Origin of the sequence: Streptomyces sp. NBC_01288, from assembly GCF_035982055.1 — a bacterium.
Taxonomy (GTDB): Bacteria; Actinomycetota; Actinomycetes; order Streptomycetales; family Streptomycetaceae; genus Streptomyces.
Genome location: NZ_CP108427.1, coordinates 7,375,016 through 7,397,314, shown reverse-complemented (window position 1 = coordinate 7,397,314; position 22,299 = coordinate 7,375,016). Strand labels below are relative to the sequence as shown.

18 protein-coding genes and 2 pseudogenes are annotated in these 22,299 nt (G+C 65.6%); 13 read left to right on the top strand and 7 right to left on the bottom strand.

The window, feature by feature from the left end; genetic code table 11:
* Nucleotides 1-125 precede the first annotated feature (125 nt).
* The gene (locus OG194_RS33480) at nucleotides 126-2,723 is read left to right on the top strand and encodes a tetratricopeptide repeat protein (RefSeq protein WP_327404493.1); all 2,598 of its coding nucleotides are present in this window, start codon (nucleotides 126-128) and stop codon (nucleotides 2,721-2,723) included.
* 129 nt (nucleotides 2,724-2,852) lie between these two features.
* On the opposite strand, the pseudogene OG194_RS33475 reads toward OG194_RS33480, so the two are convergent.
* Nucleotides 2,853-3,146 (bottom strand): annotated as a pseudogene (locus OG194_RS33475) (integrase core domain-containing protein); the annotation flags it as partial.
* A gap of 176 nt (nucleotides 3,147-3,322) precedes the next feature.
* Between OG194_RS33475 and OG194_RS33470 the strand changes: the two are divergent.
* A pseudogene (locus OG194_RS33470) lies at nucleotides 3,323-3,712 on the top strand (IS30 family transposase); the annotation flags it as partial.
* Nucleotides 3,713-3,877: 165 nt separating this feature from the next.
* On the opposite strand, the gene OG194_RS33465 reads toward OG194_RS33470, so the two are convergent.
* Together OG194_RS33465 and OG194_RS33460 are read right to left on the bottom strand one after the other, a co-directional pair.
* Entirely contained in the window at nucleotides 3,878-5,200 is a 1,323-nt protein-coding gene (locus tag OG194_RS33465; RefSeq protein WP_327404492.1) for an MmgE/PrpD family protein, read from the bottom strand.
* A gap of 78 nt (nucleotides 5,201-5,278) precedes the next feature.
* Nucleotides 5,279-5,578: a hypothetical protein gene (locus OG194_RS33460; RefSeq protein ID WP_327404491.1), complete on the bottom strand. Its 300-nt coding sequence runs from the start codon at nucleotides 5,576-5,578 to the stop codon at nucleotides 5,279-5,281.
* Between the two features lie 251 nt (nucleotides 5,579-5,829).
* Here OG194_RS33460 and OG194_RS33455 point away from each other — a divergent pair, with 251 nt between their 5' ends.
* Nucleotides 5,830-6,666 carry a class I SAM-dependent methyltransferase gene (locus OG194_RS33455; RefSeq protein WP_327404490.1) on the top strand — a complete coding sequence of 279 codons (837 nt, stop codon included), beginning with the start codon at nucleotides 5,830-5,832 and terminating at the stop codon, nucleotides 6,664-6,666.
* 72 nt (nucleotides 6,667-6,738) lie between these two features.
* Here the strand turns inward: OG194_RS33455 and OG194_RS33450 are convergent, their stop codons facing one another.
* Together OG194_RS33450 and OG194_RS33445 are read right to left on the bottom strand one after the other, a co-directional pair.
* Complete coding sequence (locus tag OG194_RS33450) at nucleotides 6,739-8,085, bottom strand: YcaO-like family protein (protein WP_327404489.1); 1,347 nt, start codon at nucleotides 8,083-8,085, stop codon at nucleotides 6,739-6,741.
* Nucleotides 8,078-8,962: a TOMM precursor leader peptide-binding protein gene (locus tag OG194_RS33445; RefSeq protein WP_327404488.1), complete on the bottom strand. Its 885-nt coding sequence runs from the start codon at nucleotides 8,960-8,962 to the stop codon at nucleotides 8,078-8,080. The genes OG194_RS33450 and OG194_RS33445 overlap by 8 nt, the downstream gene beginning before the upstream one ends.
* A 334-nt stretch (nucleotides 8,963-9,296) precedes the next feature.
* On the opposite strand from OG194_RS33445, the gene OG194_RS33440 reads away from it, so the two are divergent.
* From OG194_RS33440 to OG194_RS33395, 10 genes are all read left to right on the top strand, one after another.
* Nucleotides 9,297-10,538 (top strand): hypothetical protein, encoded by a 1,242-nt coding sequence (locus tag OG194_RS33440; RefSeq protein ID WP_327404487.1) that lies wholly within the window; start codon nucleotides 9,297-9,299, stop codon nucleotides 10,536-10,538.
* Nucleotides 10,535-11,737, top strand: coding sequence for an ATP-grasp domain-containing protein (locus OG194_RS33435; protein ID WP_327404486.1), 1,203 nt, complete (start codon nucleotides 10,535-10,537; stop codon nucleotides 11,735-11,737). The genes OG194_RS33440 and OG194_RS33435 overlap by 4 nt, the downstream gene beginning before the upstream one ends.
* Complete coding sequence (locus tag OG194_RS33430) at nucleotides 11,724-12,599, top strand: inositol monophosphatase family protein (RefSeq protein WP_327404485.1); 876 nt, start codon at nucleotides 11,724-11,726, stop codon at nucleotides 12,597-12,599. Before OG194_RS33435 ends, OG194_RS33430 begins: the two co-directional genes overlap by 14 nt.
* A 12-nt stretch (nucleotides 12,600-12,611) precedes the next feature.
* Nucleotides 12,612-13,343: a SagB/ThcOx family dehydrogenase gene (locus tag OG194_RS33425; protein WP_327404484.1), complete on the top strand. Its 732-nt coding sequence runs from the start codon at nucleotides 12,612-12,614 to the stop codon at nucleotides 13,341-13,343.
* A 53-nt stretch (nucleotides 13,344-13,396) separates the two neighbouring features.
* The gene (locus OG194_RS33420; protein ID WP_327404483.1) at nucleotides 13,397-14,578 is read left to right on the top strand and encodes an MFS transporter; all 1,182 of its coding nucleotides are present in this window, start codon (nucleotides 13,397-13,399) and stop codon (nucleotides 14,576-14,578) included.
* Nucleotides 14,578-15,912, top strand: a complete 1,335-nt coding sequence (locus tag OG194_RS33415) for an MmgE/PrpD family protein (protein ID WP_327404482.1) — start codon at nucleotides 14,578-14,580, stop codon at nucleotides 15,910-15,912. Before OG194_RS33420 ends, OG194_RS33415 begins: the two co-directional genes overlap by 1 nt.
* The gene (locus OG194_RS33410) at nucleotides 15,909-17,147 is read left to right on the top strand and encodes a M16 family metallopeptidase (protein WP_327404481.1); all 1,239 of its coding nucleotides are present in this window, start codon (nucleotides 15,909-15,911) and stop codon (nucleotides 17,145-17,147) included. The genes OG194_RS33415 and OG194_RS33410 overlap by 4 nt, the downstream gene beginning before the upstream one ends.
* Nucleotides 17,144-18,118, top strand: a complete 975-nt coding sequence (locus tag OG194_RS33405) for an insulinase family protein (RefSeq protein WP_327404480.1) — start codon at nucleotides 17,144-17,146, stop codon at nucleotides 18,116-18,118. The genes OG194_RS33410 and OG194_RS33405 overlap by 4 nt, the downstream gene beginning before the upstream one ends.
* Entirely contained in the window at nucleotides 18,115-19,749 is a 1,635-nt protein-coding gene (locus OG194_RS33400) for a GMC family oxidoreductase (RefSeq protein WP_327404479.1), read from the top strand. Before OG194_RS33405 ends, OG194_RS33400 begins: the two co-directional genes overlap by 4 nt.
* A gap of 254 nt (nucleotides 19,750-20,003) precedes the next feature.
* Entirely contained in the window at nucleotides 20,004-20,204 is a 201-nt protein-coding gene (locus OG194_RS33395) for a hypothetical protein (RefSeq protein ID WP_327404478.1), read from the top strand.
* Here OG194_RS33395 and OG194_RS33390 read toward each other — a convergent pair.
* Together OG194_RS33390 and OG194_RS33385 are read right to left on the bottom strand one after the other, a co-directional pair.
* Nucleotides 20,201-20,974 carry a class II aldolase/adducin family protein gene (locus OG194_RS33390; protein ID WP_327404477.1) on the bottom strand — a complete coding sequence of 258 codons (774 nt, stop codon included), beginning with the start codon at nucleotides 20,972-20,974 and terminating at the stop codon, nucleotides 20,201-20,203. The genes OG194_RS33395 and OG194_RS33390 overlap by 4 nt on opposite strands.
* 2 nt (nucleotides 20,975-20,976) lie before the next feature.
* Nucleotides 20,977-21,825 carry a TauD/TfdA dioxygenase family protein gene (locus OG194_RS33385; RefSeq protein ID WP_327404476.1) on the bottom strand — a complete coding sequence of 283 codons (849 nt, stop codon included), beginning with the start codon at nucleotides 21,823-21,825 and terminating at the stop codon, nucleotides 20,977-20,979.
* Between the last annotated feature and the right edge of the window lie 474 nt (nucleotides 21,826-22,299).

Below are 22,299 nucleotides of genomic sequence, written 5' to 3'. Positions count from 1 at the left end.
CGCTCAGGGAACCGATGCCTTTACGGTGAGTGTCGGAGCGGTCACTTTCGACTAACCTGGAAATCTGGACGCTGGACGCTCAATGACGTCTCTCAATCGGGCGACCGCCTCCTGGGGGGAGACGGATGCTCGACGACCTGAAGCGGCTGCGCGCTCTGGCCGGATCCCCATCGCTGGAGGCCCTCGCCCGGCATGCTCAGGCCGAAGGATCAGCGACATCGAAGGCCACCTTCGGCAACCTGCTGAACGGCAGATCCACACGACTCGAAACGGTGGAGGTGTTCGTCCGGGCCTGCGCCCGGCATGCCCGCACCCGCCGTCCCCCCATCACCCTCGACTCCCAGGAAGTCCGCCTCGGCACATGGCGCGACCGCTACGCCGACAGCCACCGCTCCGGGGGCACGCACCGTACTTCGGCCGCACCCCGCTGGGTTGACATCACCGGCTTGCCGCACCGGCCGCAGCCGTGGCCACACCAGGTGGGAGTGCTGCCCTTGCTGGCCGACTGCCGCCAGGAGCGCCCCGCCGACCACGACCTCGATGCGTTCATGGCTACCGGCGGTGGCACCGCCGTGGTGTGGCAGGTGTTGTCGGGGATGGGTGGCGTCGGCAAGACGCAGATCGCCGCAGCCCTCGCTCACCGCACGTGGCGGGCGGGGCAAGTCGACCTGCTGATGTGGGTGACCGCTGCGTCCCGCGACGCCGTGGTCATCGCCTACGCGCAGGCCGCTGCCGACATCACTGGACTTCAGGATGACGACCCTGAGCAGGGCGCGGCGCGCTTCCTGGCCTGGCTGTCCGAACCGCATCGCCGGCGGTGGCTGATCGTGCTGGACGACCTGCAGAACCCTGCGGACCTCAACGGGCTCTGGCCTCCCACTGTCCACTCCGGCCGGGCGGTGGTCACCACTCGCCGCCGTGATGCTGCCTTGTCGAGCGGGCGGTACCTCGTGGAGGTCGGCCTGTTCACGCCTGGGCAGTCAACGGCCTACCTGAGTGCCCGGCTGGGCGGCGATGGCGATCTGCTCACCGATGACGACCGGCTCGCCGAGGATCTCGGACACCTCCCGCTGGCATTGGCCCAGGCAGGTGCCTACATCCTCGATCGGGGTTTGTCCTGCGCTGAGTATCGGCGCCGCCTGAACGACGCCCGCAGGCGCCTGGCGGACCTCACCCCCGAGCCCGAAGCTCTGCCGGATGAGCACCGAGCCACCGTCGCGGCCACGTGGTCGCTGTCCATCGACCACGCCGACACCTTGACCCCGCGAGGGTTGGGCCGCCCCGTCCTGGAGCTGGCAGCACTGCTCGACCCCAACGCGATCCCCGGCGAGCTACTCACCACGAGCATGGTCACCGGTTACCTCCGCGGCCGCCGCAATTCCCAGGAGCCCGTCGAAGCCGACGATGTGCGCGACGTCCTGCACAGCCTGCACCGTCTCAGCCTGCTCACGCTCAATCCGGTCGACCCGACCATTCGAGTGCACGCCCTGATCCAGCGTGCGGTCCGCGAGTCTACGCACCCGGAACACGCCAACGCGCTGGCGACGACCGTGGCCGACGCCCTGCTGTCGATCTGGCCGGACGTCGAGTGCGACCCTTCCCACGGGCAGGTACTGCGGGCCAACACAGCGGCCCTGCACGCTGCTGCAGGCCCAGCCCTGTGGAACACCGAAACAGGCGCCCACCGCGTCCTGTTCACCGCTGGCAACAGTCTGGGCGAGTCTGGTCTGGTCTCGGCGGCCGCCGCCTACTACGACGACCTGGGCTCCACGGCAGCGCAGCGGCTCGGCGCCGAGCACTCCCACACCCTCGCCGTCCGCGCCGGCCACGCACGCTGGCGAGGCGAGGCCGGGGACGCCTCCGGCGCTTTCGCCGCCACCGAAGCCCTGCTGGCGGACCGGCTGCGAGTGCTGGGGCCCGACCACCTCGACACCCTCACCACCCGGCACAACCTGGCCTACTGGCAGGGCGAGTCCGGTGATCCCGCTGGGGCGGCGACCGCGTTCGGCGCCCTGCTGCCCGACATGGTGCGGCTGCTAGGCCCCGATCACCCCGACACGCTCACCACCCGCAACGACCTGGCCTGGTGGCGAGGAAAGGCGGGTGACCCGGCTGGTGCGGCTGCGGCGCTGCGAACGTTGCTCGGTGACCGGCAGCGGGTACTGGGGCCCGACCACCTGCACTCGATGATCACCAGGAACGACCTGGCCTGGTGGCAAGGGCTCGCCGGTGACCCCAGCGGCGCCGTCGACGCGTTCAGGGCCCTCCTCCCCGACCTCGTACGGGTGCTGGGCCCCGACCACCCACGCACCCTGACCACCCGGAACAATCTCGCCTGGTGGCAGGGCGCAGCCGAGGATCCCCGCCGTGCACTGGCCGCCCTGCGGGAGGTCTACGCCGACCGCCTTCGAGTGCTAGGCCCCGACCACCCCCACACAATGATCACCCGAGGCAGCCTCGCCTATTGGACAGCGATGGCAGGTGACCCGGACGGTGCGGTCACGGCGTTCGAGGCACTCCTGACCGACCGACTGCGAGTGCTCGGCCCCGACCACCCGCACACCCGCACCAACCGCCATCAGATCGCCTACTGGACCGACTACCCGGGCAACCAGACCACCCCCGGAACCCTGCTGACCGACATATTGCGGGTGCTCGGCCCCGACCATCCCGACACGCTCACCGTGTGGAGCCACGACTCCACGCAGGCCTCGCCGCCCTAAGCCGGTCCTAGAGGGCGAGGTCGTCCACACCCAGAACCCTCGGCGTCTGCGGAGGTGGCAGCGGGATCCGCATCAGCTGTAACAGGGCGGTGCACCGCGAGAGCAGGGTCTGGTGCAGGTCAGGTTCGGTCACGCGGCCTGGAGGGCCGGTGTGGTCATGACTGTCTCGAATTCGATGGGGGTCAGCCGGCCAAGTGCGGCTTGTCTGCGGCGTCGGTGGTAGGTCCTCTCGATCCAGGTCACGATCGCGATGCGCAGTTCCTCGCGGGTGGCCCAGGATCGGCGGTCGAGGACGTTCTTCTGCCGCAGGCTGAAGAAGGACTCCATGGCCGCGTTGTCACCTGCCGCCCCGACCCTCCCTATCGAGCCGGCCATCCGGTGGTGGTCGAGGGCCCGGACGAACTTCCGTGACCGGAACTGGGCGAGTTCAACCAGTCGTAGCAACAATTCTGATCAGAGACGTGTGTTGCGGGACGACCAGCGGGTTGGATGGCGGAGTTGACGGGGCGGTCACCGATGAAGTCGCCGGGACAGCCCTCGACTCGGCGCGAGATCGAGCGGCTGTTCTGGGGCGAGATCGCCAAGGGCCTGACCAGTGAGGATGCGGCGCACTGTCGATGAACAAGGCACTCACGCCGGTCATCACAACGCTTCCCTACCAGCTCCGGCGGTCGCTGACCTGGGACCGCGGCAAGGAGCTCTCCCAGTACGCCCAGTTCAAGCTCGACACTGGCGTCGCGGTCTACTTCCCGGATCCGCACAGCCCCTGGCAGCGCGGGACGAACGAGAACACGAACGGGCTTCTCCGCCAGTACTTTCCCAAGGGCACCGACCTGGCCAGGTGGTCGCCGGAAGAGCTACAGGCCGTGGCTCACGCCCTCAGCAGGAGATCCCGGAAAACGCTCGCGCTCGGTTGGAAGACACCCGATGAAGCCCTGAATGAGCACCTACTATCGGCCCAGGAAGCCGGTGTTGCGACGACCGGTTGAATCCGCCCTGCGACGGTGACGCTGGTGAAATGCACTGGAAGCCGCGTCTGAGGTATCAGGGGGAGGCGTAGGGGCCTGCAGCGGTCTCGCGCCCAGTGCCGGAGCTCCCGTGTCCGCCCGAGCATCTCATTGCTCTCAGCGGGAGATATTCGCTGCTCAGCGGCTCTACGTACGGGCGCTGCCGGATACAAGATCCTTTAGTGTTTTCCGCCGCTGCGGGACGCCCCCTTCACCGAAGGCCGAGATGATCCGGATCAGACTGTCTGCTAGGACTTCGTCGCCGGGCAGGCAGGTGTGCACTTTCTGTTTCACGTCCTGCCACCGGTTCACATGGGGATCGACACCGTGAACCACCTGGCCCGTCAGAGCGCCGCCGGGATGTTTGACCAGCATTCTCCCGTACAAGTGGTCGCCGAACTTTTCCAGCCGCCCAGGGAGCAGCCCCAGAGTCACCCCGCGCATCAGCTCCTGGATCCGTGAGGTGTTCAGTTCGGTCTCCGTGAAATGCCTACTCTCGACGGTGCCGTAGGCCAACAGGCAGGCCACAAGGAACGGTAGCGAGAATCTGGCCTGGTCGACCGTCACCGGCAGGGGGTACCTGCTGGCGTCGAGCACAGTCTGCGGGACGTCGATCTTCACGGCGACTGCCTCGATACCCGGGTGCCGGCCTTCAGCGAACAGCTCTCTGAGCTGGTGGATGACCTGCACGAAGGACGCACAGGCGGGGAAGGGCTTGATCAAAACAGGATAGGAGTCGGACGCCCATGGTTCGGCGAACGAGTGCGGGCTGTCGTAGGAGGGTTCACCGAGCGGTTGCAGTAGAGGTGCGTACCAGTCGTCCTCAGGTTCGGCCCGGGAGAATTCAGCGAACCGCACAGCCTCGTATGCGGCCCTGGCGGCAGCTCCTACTTGGTACGGCTTCGCCGCGCTGCCGAAGGCTGAGGTGCTTCCCGCCACCGTGGTGCCGACGAGATGCAACGCCATGCGAACAGCGGAGGGTCGCAGCCTGTGGGCATGACACAGTGCGATCACCGCTGCGGCGGCGCCGAGGGTGGGTGTCGGGTGGACGCGACGAGCACGCAATGCGTCTCCGTAGGCGTTGCCGAGCACAGCCATGGCCTCAACGCCGACTGTGTAGGAACGCAGCACGTCGACGGCAGCGATACGACCTGTTTCGTACTCTGCCATCAGGCTCGGGAGAATGACCACACCAGGATGCCCGGCTGTCACGTAGTGCACAGAATCCCAGTCAGCAGCATGCGAGTGGTAGGCGTTGCAGAACACCGCATCCGACGCGGTGGCACTGCTGCCGGTACCCCAGACGACCGGGTCTTCTGCCGTCCCGCTCGGGCGTCGCAAGGCACTTCGGGACACAGCATCGAACGCACAGGCGATTGTGTCGAGCAATACCATGCGCGCTTCGACGAGCAGCCGATCTGGTACGTCCCGTACACCCATGGCGATGTCGGGCAGTGTCCTGATGTCCATACCATCCCTCACATGTACTCCCGGGGGGAGTGGTCGCCATGCTCGAACGAGGCGACCACTCCCCCCGGACCGGATCCGTTAGGCGGTGGTGCGGCCGTTGTCCGAGGACGCGTTGATCAGCGAGCGCCCGTTGTCGCAGCCGTTGATCAGCGCACGCCCGTTGTCCGAGGACGCGTTGATCAGCGCACGCCCGTTGTCCGAGGACGCGTTGATCAGCGCACGCCCGTTGTCCGAGGACGCGTTGATCAGCGCACGCCCGTTGTCCGAGGACGCGTTGATCAGCGCACGCCCGTTGTCCGAGGACGCGTTGATCAGCGCACGCCCGTTGTCCGAGGAACCGGCGCCCTGCGTGCCGAACTCGATGAACTCGAATGACACTTTGAATACCTTTCCACGACGGTCGGCGCCAATTGGCGCCGGGTGAGATGCTTGCATGATGTATCTGCATTCGACAAGAAGGCTTTTGGTAAACCGGATGCAAATAGTGCCCAGCCCTCGGGCCCGCACGCGAAGAATTGCCCGCAAAGCCGCAGGAAGGATGACTTGATTTCGGCGTACAGTTGGCTGAATACCTTTCCTGCTGGCGTCGGCAGTAGTTTTAGCCGCCCGGGCTGAGGTACCTTCGCCTCATGGTCACTCATTCACCTTCCGTAGCCGAAACTGCCCGTTGGGTCGCGGCTGAACGTGCCCGCGAATCGGTTCGCAGTGATGCACTCTTCAGCGATCCTTTCGCTGGCCATCTAGCGGGGGAAACAGGCCAAGAAATGGCCGATCGCATGACATCGCTGGCCGAGGGACGCCCGTCGTCGGTCGCTGTGCGGACCCGCTACTTCGACGATGTCGTCGAAGAAGTGCTCCGCTCCTCCCACATCGAGCAGGTCGTCATGCCGGCTGCTGGCATGGACGCGCGCGGCTTCCGTTTGGACCTTGCCGAAAACGTCAACTGGTACGAGCTCGATCAGCCTGACCTGCTCGTTGTCAAGGAGCAGGTACTCGAAGAGATCAGGGCCCGCCCTCGCTGCCGGCGTCACGTCCTCCCTGTCGACCTCACCTCGGACTGGGCGGCGCCGCTCCTGCAGGCCGGAATGGATCCCGAGCGCCCGACACTCTGGATCGTCGAAGGCCTGGTCTGCTATCTGACGGCGGAGGCCGTAGCCGGTTTCCTCGACTCCATCACTTCACTTTCCGCTCCTGGCAGCCATCTCGTGGCTGATATTCTCGGCCAAATGATGCTCGACCGGCGGCGCCCCTGGCTACGCAGTTGGCTGGACTCACTGGAGCAGGAAGGAATGGGCCAGCAGTTCGCCACCGACGATCCCGAAATGCTTTTCGAGAGTCGCGGTTGGGAATGCGAGGTAGCGCAGCACTCCGTGGTGGCCAGGGAATTCGGGCGGTGGCCCTATCGGGTACCGGTTCGAGGCGAATCGGACGCTCTCGACAGTTTCCTCGTTCACGCCAGACGGTAGTTCACGGGTGTGGCCGTGGTGCGGGATTCGGATGAATGCAAGTCCAACCTCGACTCCCGCACCACGGCTGGGCTACAGATATGGGTGAGGAAGCCTGTCTGCACGTGCCACGTCAAAGTGCCCGGCACCGGTCCCCTCCACGATTCGGCGGGTGAAACAACGGTGTGCCTCGGACAGGTGCATCGGCTGCAGCTCCGGAATGACGGCCTTGATCACACTCACCCCGAGCTCTGCGACGTCGGGCGTCGTGACATCAACGACGACGATCTCCCCCATCTGCTGCGTGAGGTGATCCAGAGTGTCAGTCAGGTCGTAGTCGGCGGTGCTCCAGTCCTGTGCCGCTTCGGCCGGTGCGCGGTTGAGGTAGTCCAGCTCCAGGGCCGCACCGCGCCGGCACCAGTAGTAGGTGCGGTCCTCCAAGCAGATGATGTCCGAGGGCTCAGCCAGGTTGTGCTCGGTGAACTCGCGTGCATGGGCGAGGCGTTCACGCAGACCTCGCCGGAAGCAAACGGCTTCGAAGAGGGCGCCCACCGCGCTCTCGGCCAGCGATCCCGACGCCTTGCTGCCGAGTGTGAACTCCGGCCCGACACCCGAGTCGTCAGTCACTTGAGCCACGACAGCGTGCACAGGAACGTCCGTGGGGATGCGGAACAGCCGAACAGTCAGCCGATAACGCTCGGCTTCATCGAGGAGCTCCCGCAGCTGGTCGCCCGGGAGCGTGCTTGCATCGAGCAAGTCGGGTGTGATGTCCCGGTAGTGCATCATCATCAGCGCGTCCCGCTCGACGACTTCCATGATGCCTCGGCGAACAGCGCCGGCCCAGCTGAGGCCGGCCGCGCCGCCGGTGGTGAGCGGATCACGCAGATAGACCTCGGGCCCTTGCACGTGGTAGGGGACGTACACCAGCTGAGCCGGGACGAGGACAGGTCTTCCGCTCACCAGCGACAGGCCCTCGACCCAGCGCATGTCCATGGTGTCGAGAATGTCGCCCAGCGCTGTCGTGTGGGTGAGCTGGCACCCCAGGTCGGCGGGACGGAGAGCTGTCTTGCCGGCGGCGGTCAGGGAGGCGTGGCTGCCGTATGGGAGAAGATCGCGGTGGAAGACGGACATGGAGTAGCGCTCAAGTCCCTCGAACACTCCCGCCACTTGGGTGTCGCGGTATGAGAAACCGCGGCCGCCCTCCGCCGCCCGGCGTGGGTAACCGTCGGAGGACAGAGCGACGGTCGGCGCGATGTCCGCCCGGGTCAACAACGTCTTCGGCTCGTCGTTGTAGTAGTCGCGTTCCTCCGCCAGCAGACGGATAATCCCCGTTCTCGGGCTAACTGCGCTCAGAAACCGGTCCAGGATCGGGCGGACGTCCGTCTCGCCGCCCTTGAGAACGCGAAGGCGCAGCTCCTGGGGGGAAGTGGTGTCAAGCACGGGCACCGCTCCGTCCGGTGCGGCCGTCAGCCAGGGAGCACGCGGAGCATCCCGGTACCGGGTAGACCGGGTGGATCTCGTTGCGGTAGTCCGCCTGGGAGAACAGGGCTGCTCGTCCGATCAGGGCGGGGCCCAGCGGCCTGGCCGCGAGTCTTGTCAGCTCGGAAGCAACGATGCCGGCCGCCACGCTGGCGCCCGGGGGTACCTCGGTGGAGATCGCGGTCCGCAGGCCTTGCGTGGTCAGTCGGCCGAAGTGAGCCATTGCGCCAGGCTCGTCTTCCAGTGTCAGGCGCGTCCAGAAGCAGCTGAAGCATGCTGATCCGCCTGGCAGGACGACCGGGCCCACGATCGTATCGGCCGGGGAGACGACCGCTGGGACGAAGACGGTGCCCGCTGCGGCGGCCATGCGGTTCCATGACTCCAGACGCGGGACTCCGTTCAGCGCCTCGATTCCCACGAGGACGTCGACGGATTCGACGGTGTCCGGATCCACGTCGTCCATCACGGTCAAGCCGTGCTCAGGCGCCACGATCCCTCGGAGGTCCTCGGCGAGGCGTTTGGCGAGCGTGGCGGCTCCCACGATCACGGTCTCCAGCCGTCGCTCCGAACCGATGCGGGAGGTCGTGTCCACCGATACGAGAAGCCCCCGGGACACGAACCCGTCCACGAGCTCCGGGGCGTGATCTCCTCCGACGTGCTCTGCCAGCGTCTCCACGGTTGCTGGCCGCCCGCCTTCAAGCAGCGACCAGACCTTCACCAGTGCCACGGCGGCGAGCCCGCGGGCGACGAACCCGGAGCGTGTGGAGGCCTGATAGTAGGTCACATCCGTGCCGTCGTCGGAGATGGCGCCGTCCGGATTTAGGACTAATTCAGTCATGAGATTCCCGTCGATTTTAAAAGATCTTGAACCTTTTTTGTATTATAGATAGGGCTTTCTTTACCTTCGTGGAACTGTGGCTGATTTTAGCCACTCGCCTCGTTCGTGAAGTTGCATGCTGGACTCACGGGTCATTCCCGCATGGCCTCGGCTTTATGTTGTGACGTAGATCACGACCGACTTCAATTACTGTCGGTGTATGATCCACAACGCCGCCGACCTGCGCGTTTCCTTCGCTTCGTGACGGGGTAATACTTTGCGGCCGAGCCTATGTAAGGTGCAATGATGGCTCGGTATTTCAGATCAGATTTCGCGTAGGACTATTCTCGGCCTCGTGTCTGATTGGAGCTGGTTCCTCCTGTTGACCTTCGATGAAAATGCCGAAAAGGTTCAGGAACCGCGTCTGTTAGCGGGCTCTTGGCAACGCGACTGGGGCGGCACCAGGCCGCCGAGAATCCTGGTGGTCGGCTCCGGGGATTTGGCTGCGCGTGTACTGTCCTTGCTGGCGCATTCGAGTACCCCCCGTGTCGTCGGCGTCCTCGGACGACGCGCGGACGCCGTACAGCGGCTCTCCAACCTGGTGCGCCAAACTGCGATCCAGCACGGAGGGCGTGTTGATGTTTCCGCCTTCCATGCGGATCTCAGTGACGAGGCCCGTACCGCGACCGCCCTTGGCAGCTTCGCTCCCGACATCATCTTCAACGCTGCCAGCATCCAGTCGTGGCACGTCGTCACTGGCCTGTCCGAGCGGCGGCGCCAGGCGATCGCCAAGGCGCACTTCGGTCCCTGGCTACCGATGCACCTGGCTCCGGTCCTCAAGCTCATGCGGGCGGTCCGCGCCTGCGGCAGCGACGCCCTCGTGATCAACGCGGCCTACCCCGACGCCGTACATCCGGTACTCGCGACCGCAAACCTCAGCCCGCACGCCGGTATCGGCAACGTAGCCAATCCCACGGCCGGCCTGCGCCTCGTGGCGGCGGCGGCCATCGGATGCTCCGTGCACGACCTCACCGTCAGGTTCATAGCGCACCACTACACCAGCCACCGGATAGGACGCAGCGGCAATTCCGGGGGGGCACCCTGTGCGTTGCGGTTCTTCCTGGACGGCGAGGATGTCACGCGTGCGGCAGGCGACCCGGAGAATCTTTTCGCGGAACTGGCCAGGCACCACGGACGGCCGTCCGGAATGACCGGCCAGACGATGACTTCGGCGTCGGCCATGAGCATCCTGCAACCCCTTCTCGACGGCACCTCCCGCCTGGCCCACAGCCCCGGCGTCGACGGCCGCGTCGGGGGTTATCCAGTCCGCGTGGCGAACCGGGCGATCCACGTCGATCTGCCGCACGACATCGACCTCGCGACCGCCCAGGAGATCAACACCCAGGCGCAGGTCTTCGACGGCATCGAACGGATCGACAGCGACGGAACCGTTACTTTCACCGACACAGCCGTCGACGTCATGCGGTCGGAGCTCCAATACCACTGCAAGCGCATGCCACTCACGGATGTAGACGAATGCGCGTCCGAGCTGCGACGGCGCTACCTCGACTACGCGAAGGTGGATGCGGCGGCATGAAGATGGCCATCACGGTACTGGACCGCCTCGGCTACACCTTCTACACCGACGAGGACGGGCAAAGCCTCTTTCCCGCCGACCGTTTCGACGTCCGCCTCGTCACCAGCCTGGAGAAATTGCCACTCGCGGTGGGCGAATCGCTCCAATGCGTCGTAGGCGTGCACCGTCTGGACCAGCAGGCATTGCTCGACGCGGCCAGGTTCGTAAGCGGCTCCGGCGCTCTGCCGTCGCAGCGGCTGCTGGTGCTGACCGAAAGGTTGCAGCTGCCGGTCGCCGAGCTCCGCGCCGAACTCGGCCTCGGCGGTCTTCAGCCGGACGAGGTCAGGCCCTTCCGGGACAAGGTGGTGATGAAGGAGCATCTGAGCCGGCAGGGCATCAGGGTTCCTGAGTTCGCCCCCTACTCCCACGACGCTGCCATGGCCCTGCTCAAGAAGTACGGCAAGGTGGTGGTCAAGCCGCGGGCGGAAGCCGGTTCCATGGACATCAACATCGTGTCTGGTGAGAGCGATCTGAGGGACGTCGAAGCCCGGCTGGAAGACCGGCTCACCGACTTCGAGGTGGAGGAGTTCATCGACGGCGAGCTCCACCACATCGACAGCGTCGTGGAGGGCTCACGGGTGATCACGGCTACCGCCGGTCACAGCATCCATTCCACGACGGCTTACCTGACCCAGGACCACTTCTGGGACATTGAGGTGGCGCCCGGCCCGCTCTTCGACCGGCTGCGGGCGTTCAACGACCGGGTGATCGCATGCTACCCGGGGTTCAGCGGGGTCACCCACCATGAGGTGTACGTAACGGCCGACGGCGAAATCGTCTTCGGTGAGATCGCTGCCCGGCTCGGAGGCGGCGGTATCAGAGCTGGGCTTCGGGCCCGTACGGGCATCGACCTGGTGGCCGCCATGATCGCCGCCCAGGTGGGTGACCCGCTCCCTCGGCCTACTCGCTGGAGCGAGCAGCTCAGCGGCTACACCTTGGTCTATGTACCCGGCCTGCACATGACCCGCGCCGTGGATCTCGACCACCCCTGGGTACTGGAGCAGCAGGTCTACGCGACCCCGGGATCCGCCATGGACCCGCCACGGGCCTGGGAGCAGGCCGCCGCCATCGTCACCGTCTCTGGCCGGGACGAGCATGAGGTGGCGGAGCGCCTCCTCCAAGTGCAGGACGAAGTGAGGTCCTGCTTTGAACAGCACTGACCCACAGACTCTCGCACGGTCCGGCGCTCACGCCCCCGAACAGTTCGGTGACCTGGAGCAGTTGGAGACCGTGGCCCGGATGGCGGCGGCCGTGGGCGCGGACGCCATCCGGCGAACGGCCCCGGACCGGCTCAACGTCCGGGTGAAGACAGATCCGACAGACTTAGTCACCACGGCGGATGAGAACGCGGAGAGCGCCGTCATCAGCATGATCCGGCGGCACCGGCCCTGGGACGAGATCACTTCCGAAGAACGCGGACTGGTCACGGGCGCGAGGAACATCCGATGGTCGGTCGACCCGCTGGACGGTACCGCCAACTTCACCGCAGGCAACCCCGACTACGCTGTCAGCGTGGGGTGTTTCGTCGGCGAGCTGCCTGCCTTCGGCGCCATTCATCGGCCAGCCGACGACATCGCGGTCAGCACGCGAACAGTCCGCCCCGACCAACTGCGGTGGCCCAGGCCCTCATCGGCGATCCGACTCGCTGTGGGTGTTCCCTACGGAGTCGCCACACACGCGGAGGCGTGGGACATCATCCACCGCTTAACCCCGTATCGCGCTGTCCTGGACCGCACCGGTTCAGCTGCCTGCGATCTGCTGAAGCTGGTCACCGGCGGCCTCGATGTGTACATCTCCGTGGGGTTGTACGAGTGGGACACCGCAGCCGGCCGTGCCCTTGTGCGGTCGGCTGGCGGCACCAGCGTCCAACTCCAGTCGGTAGGCGGCCAGGAGGTGTGGGTGTGCGGCAGCTCGGCCAACGTGGCCGAATTCCGCGCCCACCTCCTGCAGGCCAGCCTGTGCAACGACGCAGCGCCGGGCCAACCCTCCACGAGAACCGGCCCCCCTGTAACCATCAGCTGACGAAGAGGCATCGTGGTTTCCCGCTTCCTGGATTTCAACTCAACCAGCTCGATCGACGGCCGCTTCATGCAGTCCGAGCACTGGACGTCGAGCGATGACTGGCCGCGCGAATGGATCGACGTCGCGTTCAAGACCTATCCGCGGTTCCCCGCCGTGGCTCTACCGGACGTGCCGTGGAATCCTCGGCTCAACCTGAGCCAGGCCTTCAGTGATCGTAGGTCGGAGCGCGCGACGACGGCGCCGTTGGACCATGCCCGCCTCTCGGTGCTGCTCAAGGAGGCGCTGCGGGTCTGGCACACTCCCGAGAACCCCGGGGCGCGTCGCGCTTACCCGTCCGCAGGAGCACGTTTCCCGGTCGAGGCCTATCTGGTCTGGAGAGGCGATCCAGACCTCAAGGCTGGCCTGTATCACTACCGTCCGCTCGATCACCACCTCGAAGAGCTGACAGACCGGCCGATGGAAGAAGATCTGCTGGCCGTGTTCGGGCACGAGTGGATCAGCCGCGCACAGGCCGTCGTCCTCCTCACCGCTGAGTTCTCCCGCTCCGCGGTGAAGTACGGCGAGCGTGCCTACCGGTTCGCACTGCTGGAGGCCGGCCATCTGGCGCAGAATCTCCTCCTGGTGGCGGCAGATCTCGCGGTCGCTGCTACACCGGTGGGAGGGTTCGCCGACGACCGGCTCAATCGTCTGCTGGACATCGGCCGCACCGACGAACGTGCGATCTACAGTGTGGTTGTGCCGTGACCCGAACAAGCGTCACCAGCATCAAGGAGACGGCCGACTTCCAGCGCACGCTGATGCTCGTCAGCGTGGCCACGTTCTGCTCGTCGGTCGCCTTCTACATGAACCTCCCTGTCCTTCCGCTGCTCATCCTGCACCTCACCCGGGGAAACGGGGTGGCTTGGGTCGGACCAGTCATCGGTGTGACGTTCGCCGTCGCGGCGATCGTGAACCCCATCTGGGGCTCACTGGCAGACAAGTACGGCCGGTACCCGATGATGATCCGGTCAGTGGTCGCCGTGGGGCTCGTATACGTCGCCACGATCTTCTGCACGTCGGTTCACGAACTGCTCGTACTGCGCGTCTTCAACGGGCTAGCGTCGGGGTTCATCCCCGCCGCGACCGCGCTGATCGCCGTGCATGCGCCCGAGGGACGCACCGGCACCAGCATGAGCTATCTGTCCATCGCCCGGAACTCAGGCTCGCTCATAGGCCCTTCTGTGGGAGGGGTCCTCTTGTCGGTCTACGGTTTCCGAACGGTCTACGCGGTGGCGGCCGCGGCGGGAATGGTCACCCTGCTCACCATTTTGGTGATCCCCAGAAGATTCAAAGCCGCGCCCCCCAAGACCGAGGAGCAGGCCGCAGCGCAGCCCACGTCCCGCAGTTGGTGGCGCATGGACGGCGCGGTCAACTTGCCCGACGTCTGGTGGATTTTGACAGTATCTCTCATGGTCGCGGTCGCAGTGGCCGCGATCCAGACGGTGCTCCCCCTGTGGCTGACCCACCTCGGTTCACAAGGCAAGGCACTGACGGGCATCGCGTTTACAGCCGGCGGAGCCGCATCGCTTCTGACCGCCCTCGCGTGGGGCAAGTTGACCGACCGGGTAGGCGCGAGAAAGCTGAGTGGTCCCACCCTGGCCGCCGGGGGAGTACTCGCTGGCAGCCTCGCTCTCGTCTCCGGACTGACTCCGACCGTCGTCGCCTATGTCCTTTTCTGCCTCGCGATCTGTGAGATCGGCACGATCCTCGCCGTGGCCCTCAGCGAAGCCGCCGGGAGCGGAAACGCCGGAGTGGCGTTCGGGCTGAACAACACGTCTATCCAGGCAGGACAGGCTCTCGGCCCCGTCCTCGTCACGTCCACCGCCGCCTTCACCGGCCTCCAGCGGAGTTTCGCAGTTCCGGCAGCACTCCTCCTCGCCGCAGGGGCAGGAACCCTACTCCTGGCCCGGGCACGGACCGGACAGCAGAGGGGTCACTGATGCACATCCGGTCCTTGCCCGACGCAGCCTGCGCCCCCTTGGATGTGCCGTCCGCGCTTCTTGACGAAGCCGCCATGACGCTGGCCGACACTGTTGTCTGCGCACTGAACGGACGCCGTCGAAGTCCCGTCCCGGAGGGCGTCCTGACCCATCCGAACGGCGCGAGCGTCTGGGGCACAACCCAGCGGGTGGCTGGCGCTGACGCGGTGTTCCTCAACGCTCTGGGCGGGCACATAGACGACTGGGACAGCGTCCACTACATGACGGCCGGGCATCCCGGAGTGGTTCTCCTCCCGGGTCTCATAGCGGAATTCGAGCTCGGCCGCATCAACGCCGCCGACGTCTTACGCGGCTACGTGGCGGGCCTGGAGGCCATGGCCGTACTCGGCTACGCCTACGGCGAGCCGCTGCGCCTTCGAGGGCTGCACCCCACCGCCATACTCGGTGGTTTCGGCGCAGTACTGGCCCTGTGTCAAGCACGGGCGGAGGACACGAACGTAGCCCGGACCGCCCTGAGCCTGGTCGGTACGTCCGTGAACGGCAGCGCGGTGGCCTTCGGCGGTTCGGGGAAGGCCTTCCAGGTCGCCTCTGCAGCTCGTTCGGCCTTCGAAGCCGTGCACACCGCCACCACAACGCAGTACGGTCCGGCCGACCGGCACTGGTACACGACGCTGACCGAGCGCGTGGAGTCTGCCGAACTGACCAGCCCGCACGACTACGCCCAGCCCTGGGCGCTCACGGAACTCCGCACATATTTCAAGGATCTGCCCGTCTGTGCCTACTTCGCGCAGACACTTCAGGCGCTCTCTGTGATCGCCCGACGACACGCTCCGGGAACGATGAGCGGTGCCACGGTCGACGTACCCGAATATGTGCTGTCCGCCAGCAAGTACGCCGAACCGCGCACACCCGACGAGGTACGTTTCTCGCTTCCCCATCTCGCGGGCGTCATGCTCCACACGGGCGAGATCACACTGGCCGACCTGACGGTGGGGCGGATCGCCTCAGAAGCCGCAAAAGCCCGCGCCAAGAGCATCCATCTGCGGCTGCTACCAGGACACCTGGAAAGGTTCGGCGACGAACTCCACGGTGAGATCACTGTGCACACCAGCGCAGGCACTCATCCCTACCCCCTTGTCTATGGTGCGACGTCACCGCAGAACAGCTGGTCCCACATGGAGCGGAAAGCACGGCTCTGCATGTCCGGCGACACAGCAGGAGCAAGCCGGTTCGTCCGCTCGCTCAAGGCATTCGAGGGGATGGATCCGCGGAGTTGGCAACGTCTCCTGGAGAACGTCGCCCAAGTGGCCCATGTCCCGGTTGGAGTACGGTGACTGCCCCCCGCACCCTGCGAGCAGACGTGCGGACGGAGACAGCGGAGTCGCCGAGCGGCTTGCGGCTCGTGGTCCACACCGTCGATGTTCCGTCCACGGCTGTGTCCGTGGCCTGGCGCAACGGCTTCCGGTCCGAGAAGCCAGGTGAGGCGGGATACGCGCACCTGTGCGAGCACATGCTCTTCGAGGGATCAAAGATGATCCCGCGCGGGCACTACCACTCGGCTGTGCACCGCCTGGGCGGAGCTTCAGGAGCGCAGACGCGGCCGGACTTCACGGTGTTCAATCTCTGCTGCCAGCCGCAACGGCTGCCCGCCCTGCTGCGTCAAGAAGCCGACCGATTCCTCCGTCCTCTCTTCGACGGCACTGCCCTGCACGACCAGCTCCAGATCATCCGCAACGAAATACACGAGAAGACCCGGGCTTGGCCCCCCGTCACGGAGGACTGGGCCTTCGCCCCGCGGGCGCTGTTCACGGACTTCGCGCACTCCCATGACGGGTGGGGTGATGTGGTCGACATCCTGAACGCGACACCAGACTCGCTCCGGTCCTTCCATTCCCGCGCCTATCGGCTGGATCAAGCGGCGATCGCCGTTGTCGGCCCTCACCGTTTCGAGGACGTGTATGACGCGCTGCCGGCGGAACTCACGTCCGAGCCCCCGGCGCAAAGAGATCCAGCCGCTCCGTGTGCCGTACTCGCGCCGCGAACCGTCCGGTATCCCGGTACGCGGAACGCTCTCGTCTGGGCCGTGCCCGGTCGCGGCCGCTCCATGCTGTCCCCCGTGGACACCGTCGTCATGTCGCGTCTCCTGGCCGACCGGCTCCACCGCTTGGAGGGGGACGTCCAGGTGCGCTTCGGCATCTTCGATGACCCCCTGGAGAGCGCAGATCCTCTGTATCTCAGCATCAGTTGGCCCTCAGCCTCCGCCTTCAGGGAGTCGGATCTAATGGCTGTTCTGGAGAAACCAGGCATGCCGGACACCGAGGGAATCGCGCCACTACGCGGGCGTAGCGGCCAGCACCAATTCCTGGACGAGATACGCACTGCCAGTAACCCCCGTGCCTTGGCCCAGCGCCTGGCCGCCCGGACACTTCTGGGCAATGGCCCCACTCCCTCACAGGAACTGCTGGACGCACTGCGCAAGCCGCTTCCCCGAGCGATCCGGCAGGCCTCTCTCCGCTTGGTCGAGACACCCTGCGGTCGGCTGATCGGCGCGGAAGGCACAACAGCGTGACCCGACAGCCGACCACCCGTGAGTTGAAAGTCCTTCGAGCCCCATCGCACTGGCCGATCACCGAGATCCGCGGCTGGTTCCCCGCCGCACCCGTCGGGACGCAACCGGATGCGGAGCCGTTCGAAATCCTCGATCTCGGCAACGACACAGATCCCGTCCTCCTGAGCTGGCTGCAGACAGAGCGCGGACGGCGCTACAAGTCCACCTGTGCCCCCAAGCTCGCGCCCGCCGTGGTGGACGCGCTGGCCCGCCATGCCGACCGCTCGGGCCTGGTCGTCGTCGTCGGCCCATCGGACCCATCAGCGCTTTGCTCCGAGCCGGCTGACTGGGCCAGCACGGCATTACCACCGCGATCTGAAACGCCCGGTACAGCCGCGGGGCCTCAGCTCACCGTGATGAGTGAGGCTTCCTGGCTGAGCAGTGCAACCGTGGCCGGACTGGTCTGCGAGTGGAGTCTTCCCTCAACGGAGGACATCGTGGACTGGCATGTCGCGAGTGCCCTGTTGGCCGGCTGCCACACCGGTCAGCTCCACATCGCGTTGCGTCAGAATGCCCGGCTCTGCTACGGCCCTTACACCGAGATCCTGTCGGTCGGCGGGCGCAGCGTCCTGAGTCTCGACTTCCAGGCGGCCCGCGAAGGATACCCAGCCGCTGTCGGCATCCTCGACGAAGTGCTCAACACCGCACCGCTGTCGCTGACCCAAGCCGACATCGAGCTCGCGGCGCGGCACACAGCGGGCATGATCGCAGCCAAGCGCTCGGCCTCCGGCCCCCGAGCGGACATATTGCTGGACTACGCGGCCAATCCCCGCCAGTACCGGCGCCTCGCACTCGCACCGGCAAAGGAGCTGCGGACAGTGGGCGAGGCAGATATTCGTGCCAAGTTGGCGGCCCTCGCCCGCGCCTGGAACGCCTGGTGGCCCTCCATGGTCGAACAGAACGAGGAGACGGAGAAGGGAAGGGCGCAATGAGTCGAGCCGGCACGGCTTGCGACGTCGTAATCGTCGGCGGTGGCGCGAGCGGCGCCGTCACCGCCACGCGTTTGGCAGAGTCCGGATATTCCGTGATCTGTCTGGAGCAGGGCGACGACCCGAACTACTCCCGGCTCAGCCCTGACCAGCCGGGGCACGAACTGAACCGCACCCGGTACTTCTCCGCGAATCCCAACCGGCGTGCCGCTCCCGCTGACTATCCCATTGAAGTTACCGATGCCGACATCGTGCCCCAGATGTGGAACGGCGTGGGGGGTAGCACGGTCTTGTACGCCGCCGCGTGGCATCGCATGCGACCGAGCGACTTCCGCACCCGGACCGTAGAAGGGATCGGCGACGACTGGCCTCTGGCCTACGCCGACCTGGCCCCTTACTACCAGCGCGTCGAGGCCGACTTCGGGGTCTCCGGCGTGGGCGGTGACCCGCAGTACCCCGACCGGTTCGACCTGCCGATGCCACCGGCTGTGTTCGGCCCGCTGGAACAACGGCTGGCCGAGGCGCACAACCGCCTGGGGTGGCACTGGTGGCCCGGCTCCAACGCCATCGCGACAGCCCGCACGAGCACCCTGGCACCCTGTGTCCGTCGAGGCACCTGCATGACCGGCTGCACCGACGGTGCCAAGGGCTCGGTAGACCGGACGCACTGGCCGCGGGCGGAGCGGCTGGGAGTGCGGCTGATCCGCGGCGCCCGGGCCTTGAGCGTCGAGACTGACCAGCGGGGACTCGCCACCGGAGTGCTCTACGTCGACCGAGCCGGCGGGCCGCCGCATCTCCAGCGTGCCAGTGTCGTTGTCCTGGCAGCCAACGGAGTCGGAACGCCGCGGCTGCTACTGGCTTCGGCGAGCAAGGATCACCCTGACGGCCTGGGCAACTCCTCGTCCGGGCTGCTGGGCAAGCGGCTGATGATGCATCCGATGAGTTCGGTGGAGGGTGTCTTCGAGGATTTCTTCGACTCCTGGCAAGGGCCGAGCGGGCAGCGTGTGTACTCGCTGCAGTTCGCCGACGCTCACGAGGCGAACGGCGGCCGAGCACGTGGCGCCAAGTGGCAACTCATGGGCTCCGGCAGCCCTTTGGAGGTGGCCCGCCTGCTGCACTGGCGTGGCAGGGCGTCCTGGGGCGAGGCCTTCCACCGCGAGGTGGTCAAACGGTTCGGCCGCTCCGCGTTCTGGACCGTAATCTCGGAGGACATGCCGTACGAGGACAACAGGGTGACCCTCGACGCCTCACTCACCGACGCGCACGGCCTAGCAGCGCCGAAAATCACCTACCGGATCTCGGACGACACCCGCCGGGTGCTGCGCTTCAACGAGCAACGCGCGGCCGAGTCGCTGACCGCGGCGGGCGCGTACGAGACGACGACATCCACCGCGCCTCCCGAAACCGGCTGGCACCTGCTGGGAACAGCACGTATGGGGGACGACCCGGCAACATCGGTAGTCGATCCCTGGGGGCGGGCGCACGATGTGCCCAACCTGTACGTGTTCGACGGCAGCGTCTTTCCCACCTCTGGCCCCGTCAACCCGACGGGCACCATCGCGGCTCTGGCGCTGCGAAACACCGAAGCTCTCATGTCTTCATCGCGCTTTCAACCGACCTTGTCCGACTCATGACCCACCTACCGAGGGAGACCCGGCCAGTGGCAAACACCGTGCCGCCGAACCTTGCGACCGTGCAAGCTCAGCTCCGGTGGATCTGTGAAGCGCTCATCCCTGACGACCCGTCCGGAACGTTGCCCTCCGCCACTCAGGCGGGTGTCTGTGAGAACTGGTTCGCACAAGCCCTAGCGATTCGGGCTGACATCGCTGAACCGATACTCCTAACTCTGCACTCGCTTCCCCCGGAGGCACCGAGTGACCCTCTCGCCGTGCTGCGCGCACTCGGCACCTCCTTCGACCGCCTCACTTTTCTGATCACAGGTGCGTACTTCCTCAGTCCCGAGGTAAGCGAGTTGCTGCGCTACCCGGGCCAACGGGCTCTGCGCACGCCGGTCGACTATGACGCCGTCGCCCGGCTCATCACACCCGTCGAGGAACGAGGGGCATCCTCACGGGAACCGGAGGGTTAGGTTGCATAGCCCGGATCCACATCGTCCAGGTAGCTCCTCAGCGCCTCCCACTCCACCGGACCGGCCGCCGCGAAGTAGCCCGCTTGGTGTGGCACCTTCTCCTGGAACTCCTCCGGAATCGGTACCACCTCGGCTCCGCCGGCCAGCGCGGCAATCTGCATGCGGCAGGCGCTCTCCAGCAAATACGCGTAGACCACGGCCTGCCCTACCGACCGACCGCAGGTGAGGGAGCCATGATTGCGGAGCAGGACAGCCCATTTATCGCCCAGCGCATTCACCAGCTGGTGAATGTTTTCTCGTTCGACTTCAAGACCATGATACGAGTGGTAAGCCAGCACCGGCTGGAAGAAAAGCGAGCGCTGCGTAATCGGAAGAAGGCCGTGCTTCTGGGTCGCGACACCGACGCCAGCCGGTGTGTGCAGATGCACAGCGCTGTTGACGTCCGGCCGCTCTTGAAGGATCGCTCCGTGGATGAGAATCGCCGCTTCGTTGACGTCGTATGTACTTTCCGAGAACACCCTTCCTTCGATGTCCACCTTCACGAGACTCGAAGCGGTGATTTGCGAGAAGAGGACGCCCCACGGGTTGACGAGGAAATGATCTTCTTCTCCGGGAACCCTGGCGGAGAAGTGGCTGGAAAGCAACTCGTCCCATCCCCGAAGAGCTGCCAGACGGAAAGCGGCTGCCAGGTCTACGCGAACCCTCCATTCCTCTTCAGATACTTTTCCGCGCAGTGACGGAATAGGCCTCGCCGGCTTGTGAGTCGTCACGATTACTCTCCCCCCGTGAATTTAACCTTGAGCCTCTTCAGTAGCCGGGGAGAGCCCTTCGGAAAATGATCCCGGCCGTGCAGCATCCGCCAGTTGTCAACGATAATCACCGATCCCCGCTCGAGAAACGTACGTGATATCTCTGGGTGCTCCGCCGCGAGGTCTTCGAACTTCCGCAGGGCACGCAGCGACTCCTCATCCGCCTCCCCGCCGGACACATCACGGACGATCATGTCCGACCGGTACCGGATCATCGTGCGCTCCCGGTGGTTGGCAAGGACAGGTGCCGCCAGAGCTGCCGATTCCGCATCGCCGTTCACCGAGAACTGGACTCGGAGCTGGTGAAGACGGCGCTCCTCGTCCTCCGTCAGGCCGCGCAAAACCTCATAGCCGTCAACGAGCGTGGTCTCGCCGTGTCGGTCCGGGTCGTGTATGACGACGCCCATGACGAGATAGCGGTGCGGCTCCGCCATGAAACAGGAGTCAGTGTGTGGCGCAAACCGCTCGTTCTCCGCAGAGAAGAGACCGTTCTCCTCCTCCGGATCGTGCCGGATCTCCGAAATCGTCCGGCCCGGGAATCCGTTGCCTTCCGCGTCGACTTCACCGAATATGGCTGCCAGCGCCACGAGCAGAGGTTCAGAGTCTGTGTCCACGCCATCCACGACGAGCACTCCCGATTCATCCACAGCGGCCCGAGCCTGCTTACGAAAGTCGTCGAAACCCCTCTGCTCGGCCAGGACGCCAAGCAACTCTCGCTGCTCCTCAAGGCTATAGATGTCGGCGCCCCCTGTCCGTCTGAACGAGGAGGACAGAGACGTCGTATCGAAGGCCCGAAAAGATATGGTCTCCACGTGCACTAGCAGCCCCTCGCATTCACACTCACTGGAATGAGCCGATCGATTGCTACAGTCAACACTCATCGCATTGGCAATATCAGGCAGCGTCACCATCATATGGCGCCAGCCGCTCGGTTCGTCAACGTGCAGTGTGCAATAAACGCGTCAAACAAGGATTTCCCGCCAGATGCAGCATGGCGATTTAGCCATGCCTCACGTCACCTCAGCGCCCGGCATTACTGTGCGCCGCAACGGTCCAGGCAGAGAGCCGGGCAGCACACTGTCCCGCTACCGCATCCCACGGACTACATCCCCATGAGGCTGGGGAAAACCGTGTGCAGGGTCGTCGAAGCTGAGGCAAGGGATGGAGCAACCTCGCAGCAAGCGGGCATCAAAGCACGGACGGATATTGGCCATTTCGCGGGGCCCATGGACTGCTGGAATAGCGCGAACGCAAAAATTCACCTAAGGGGCCGCAAAGAATTAACA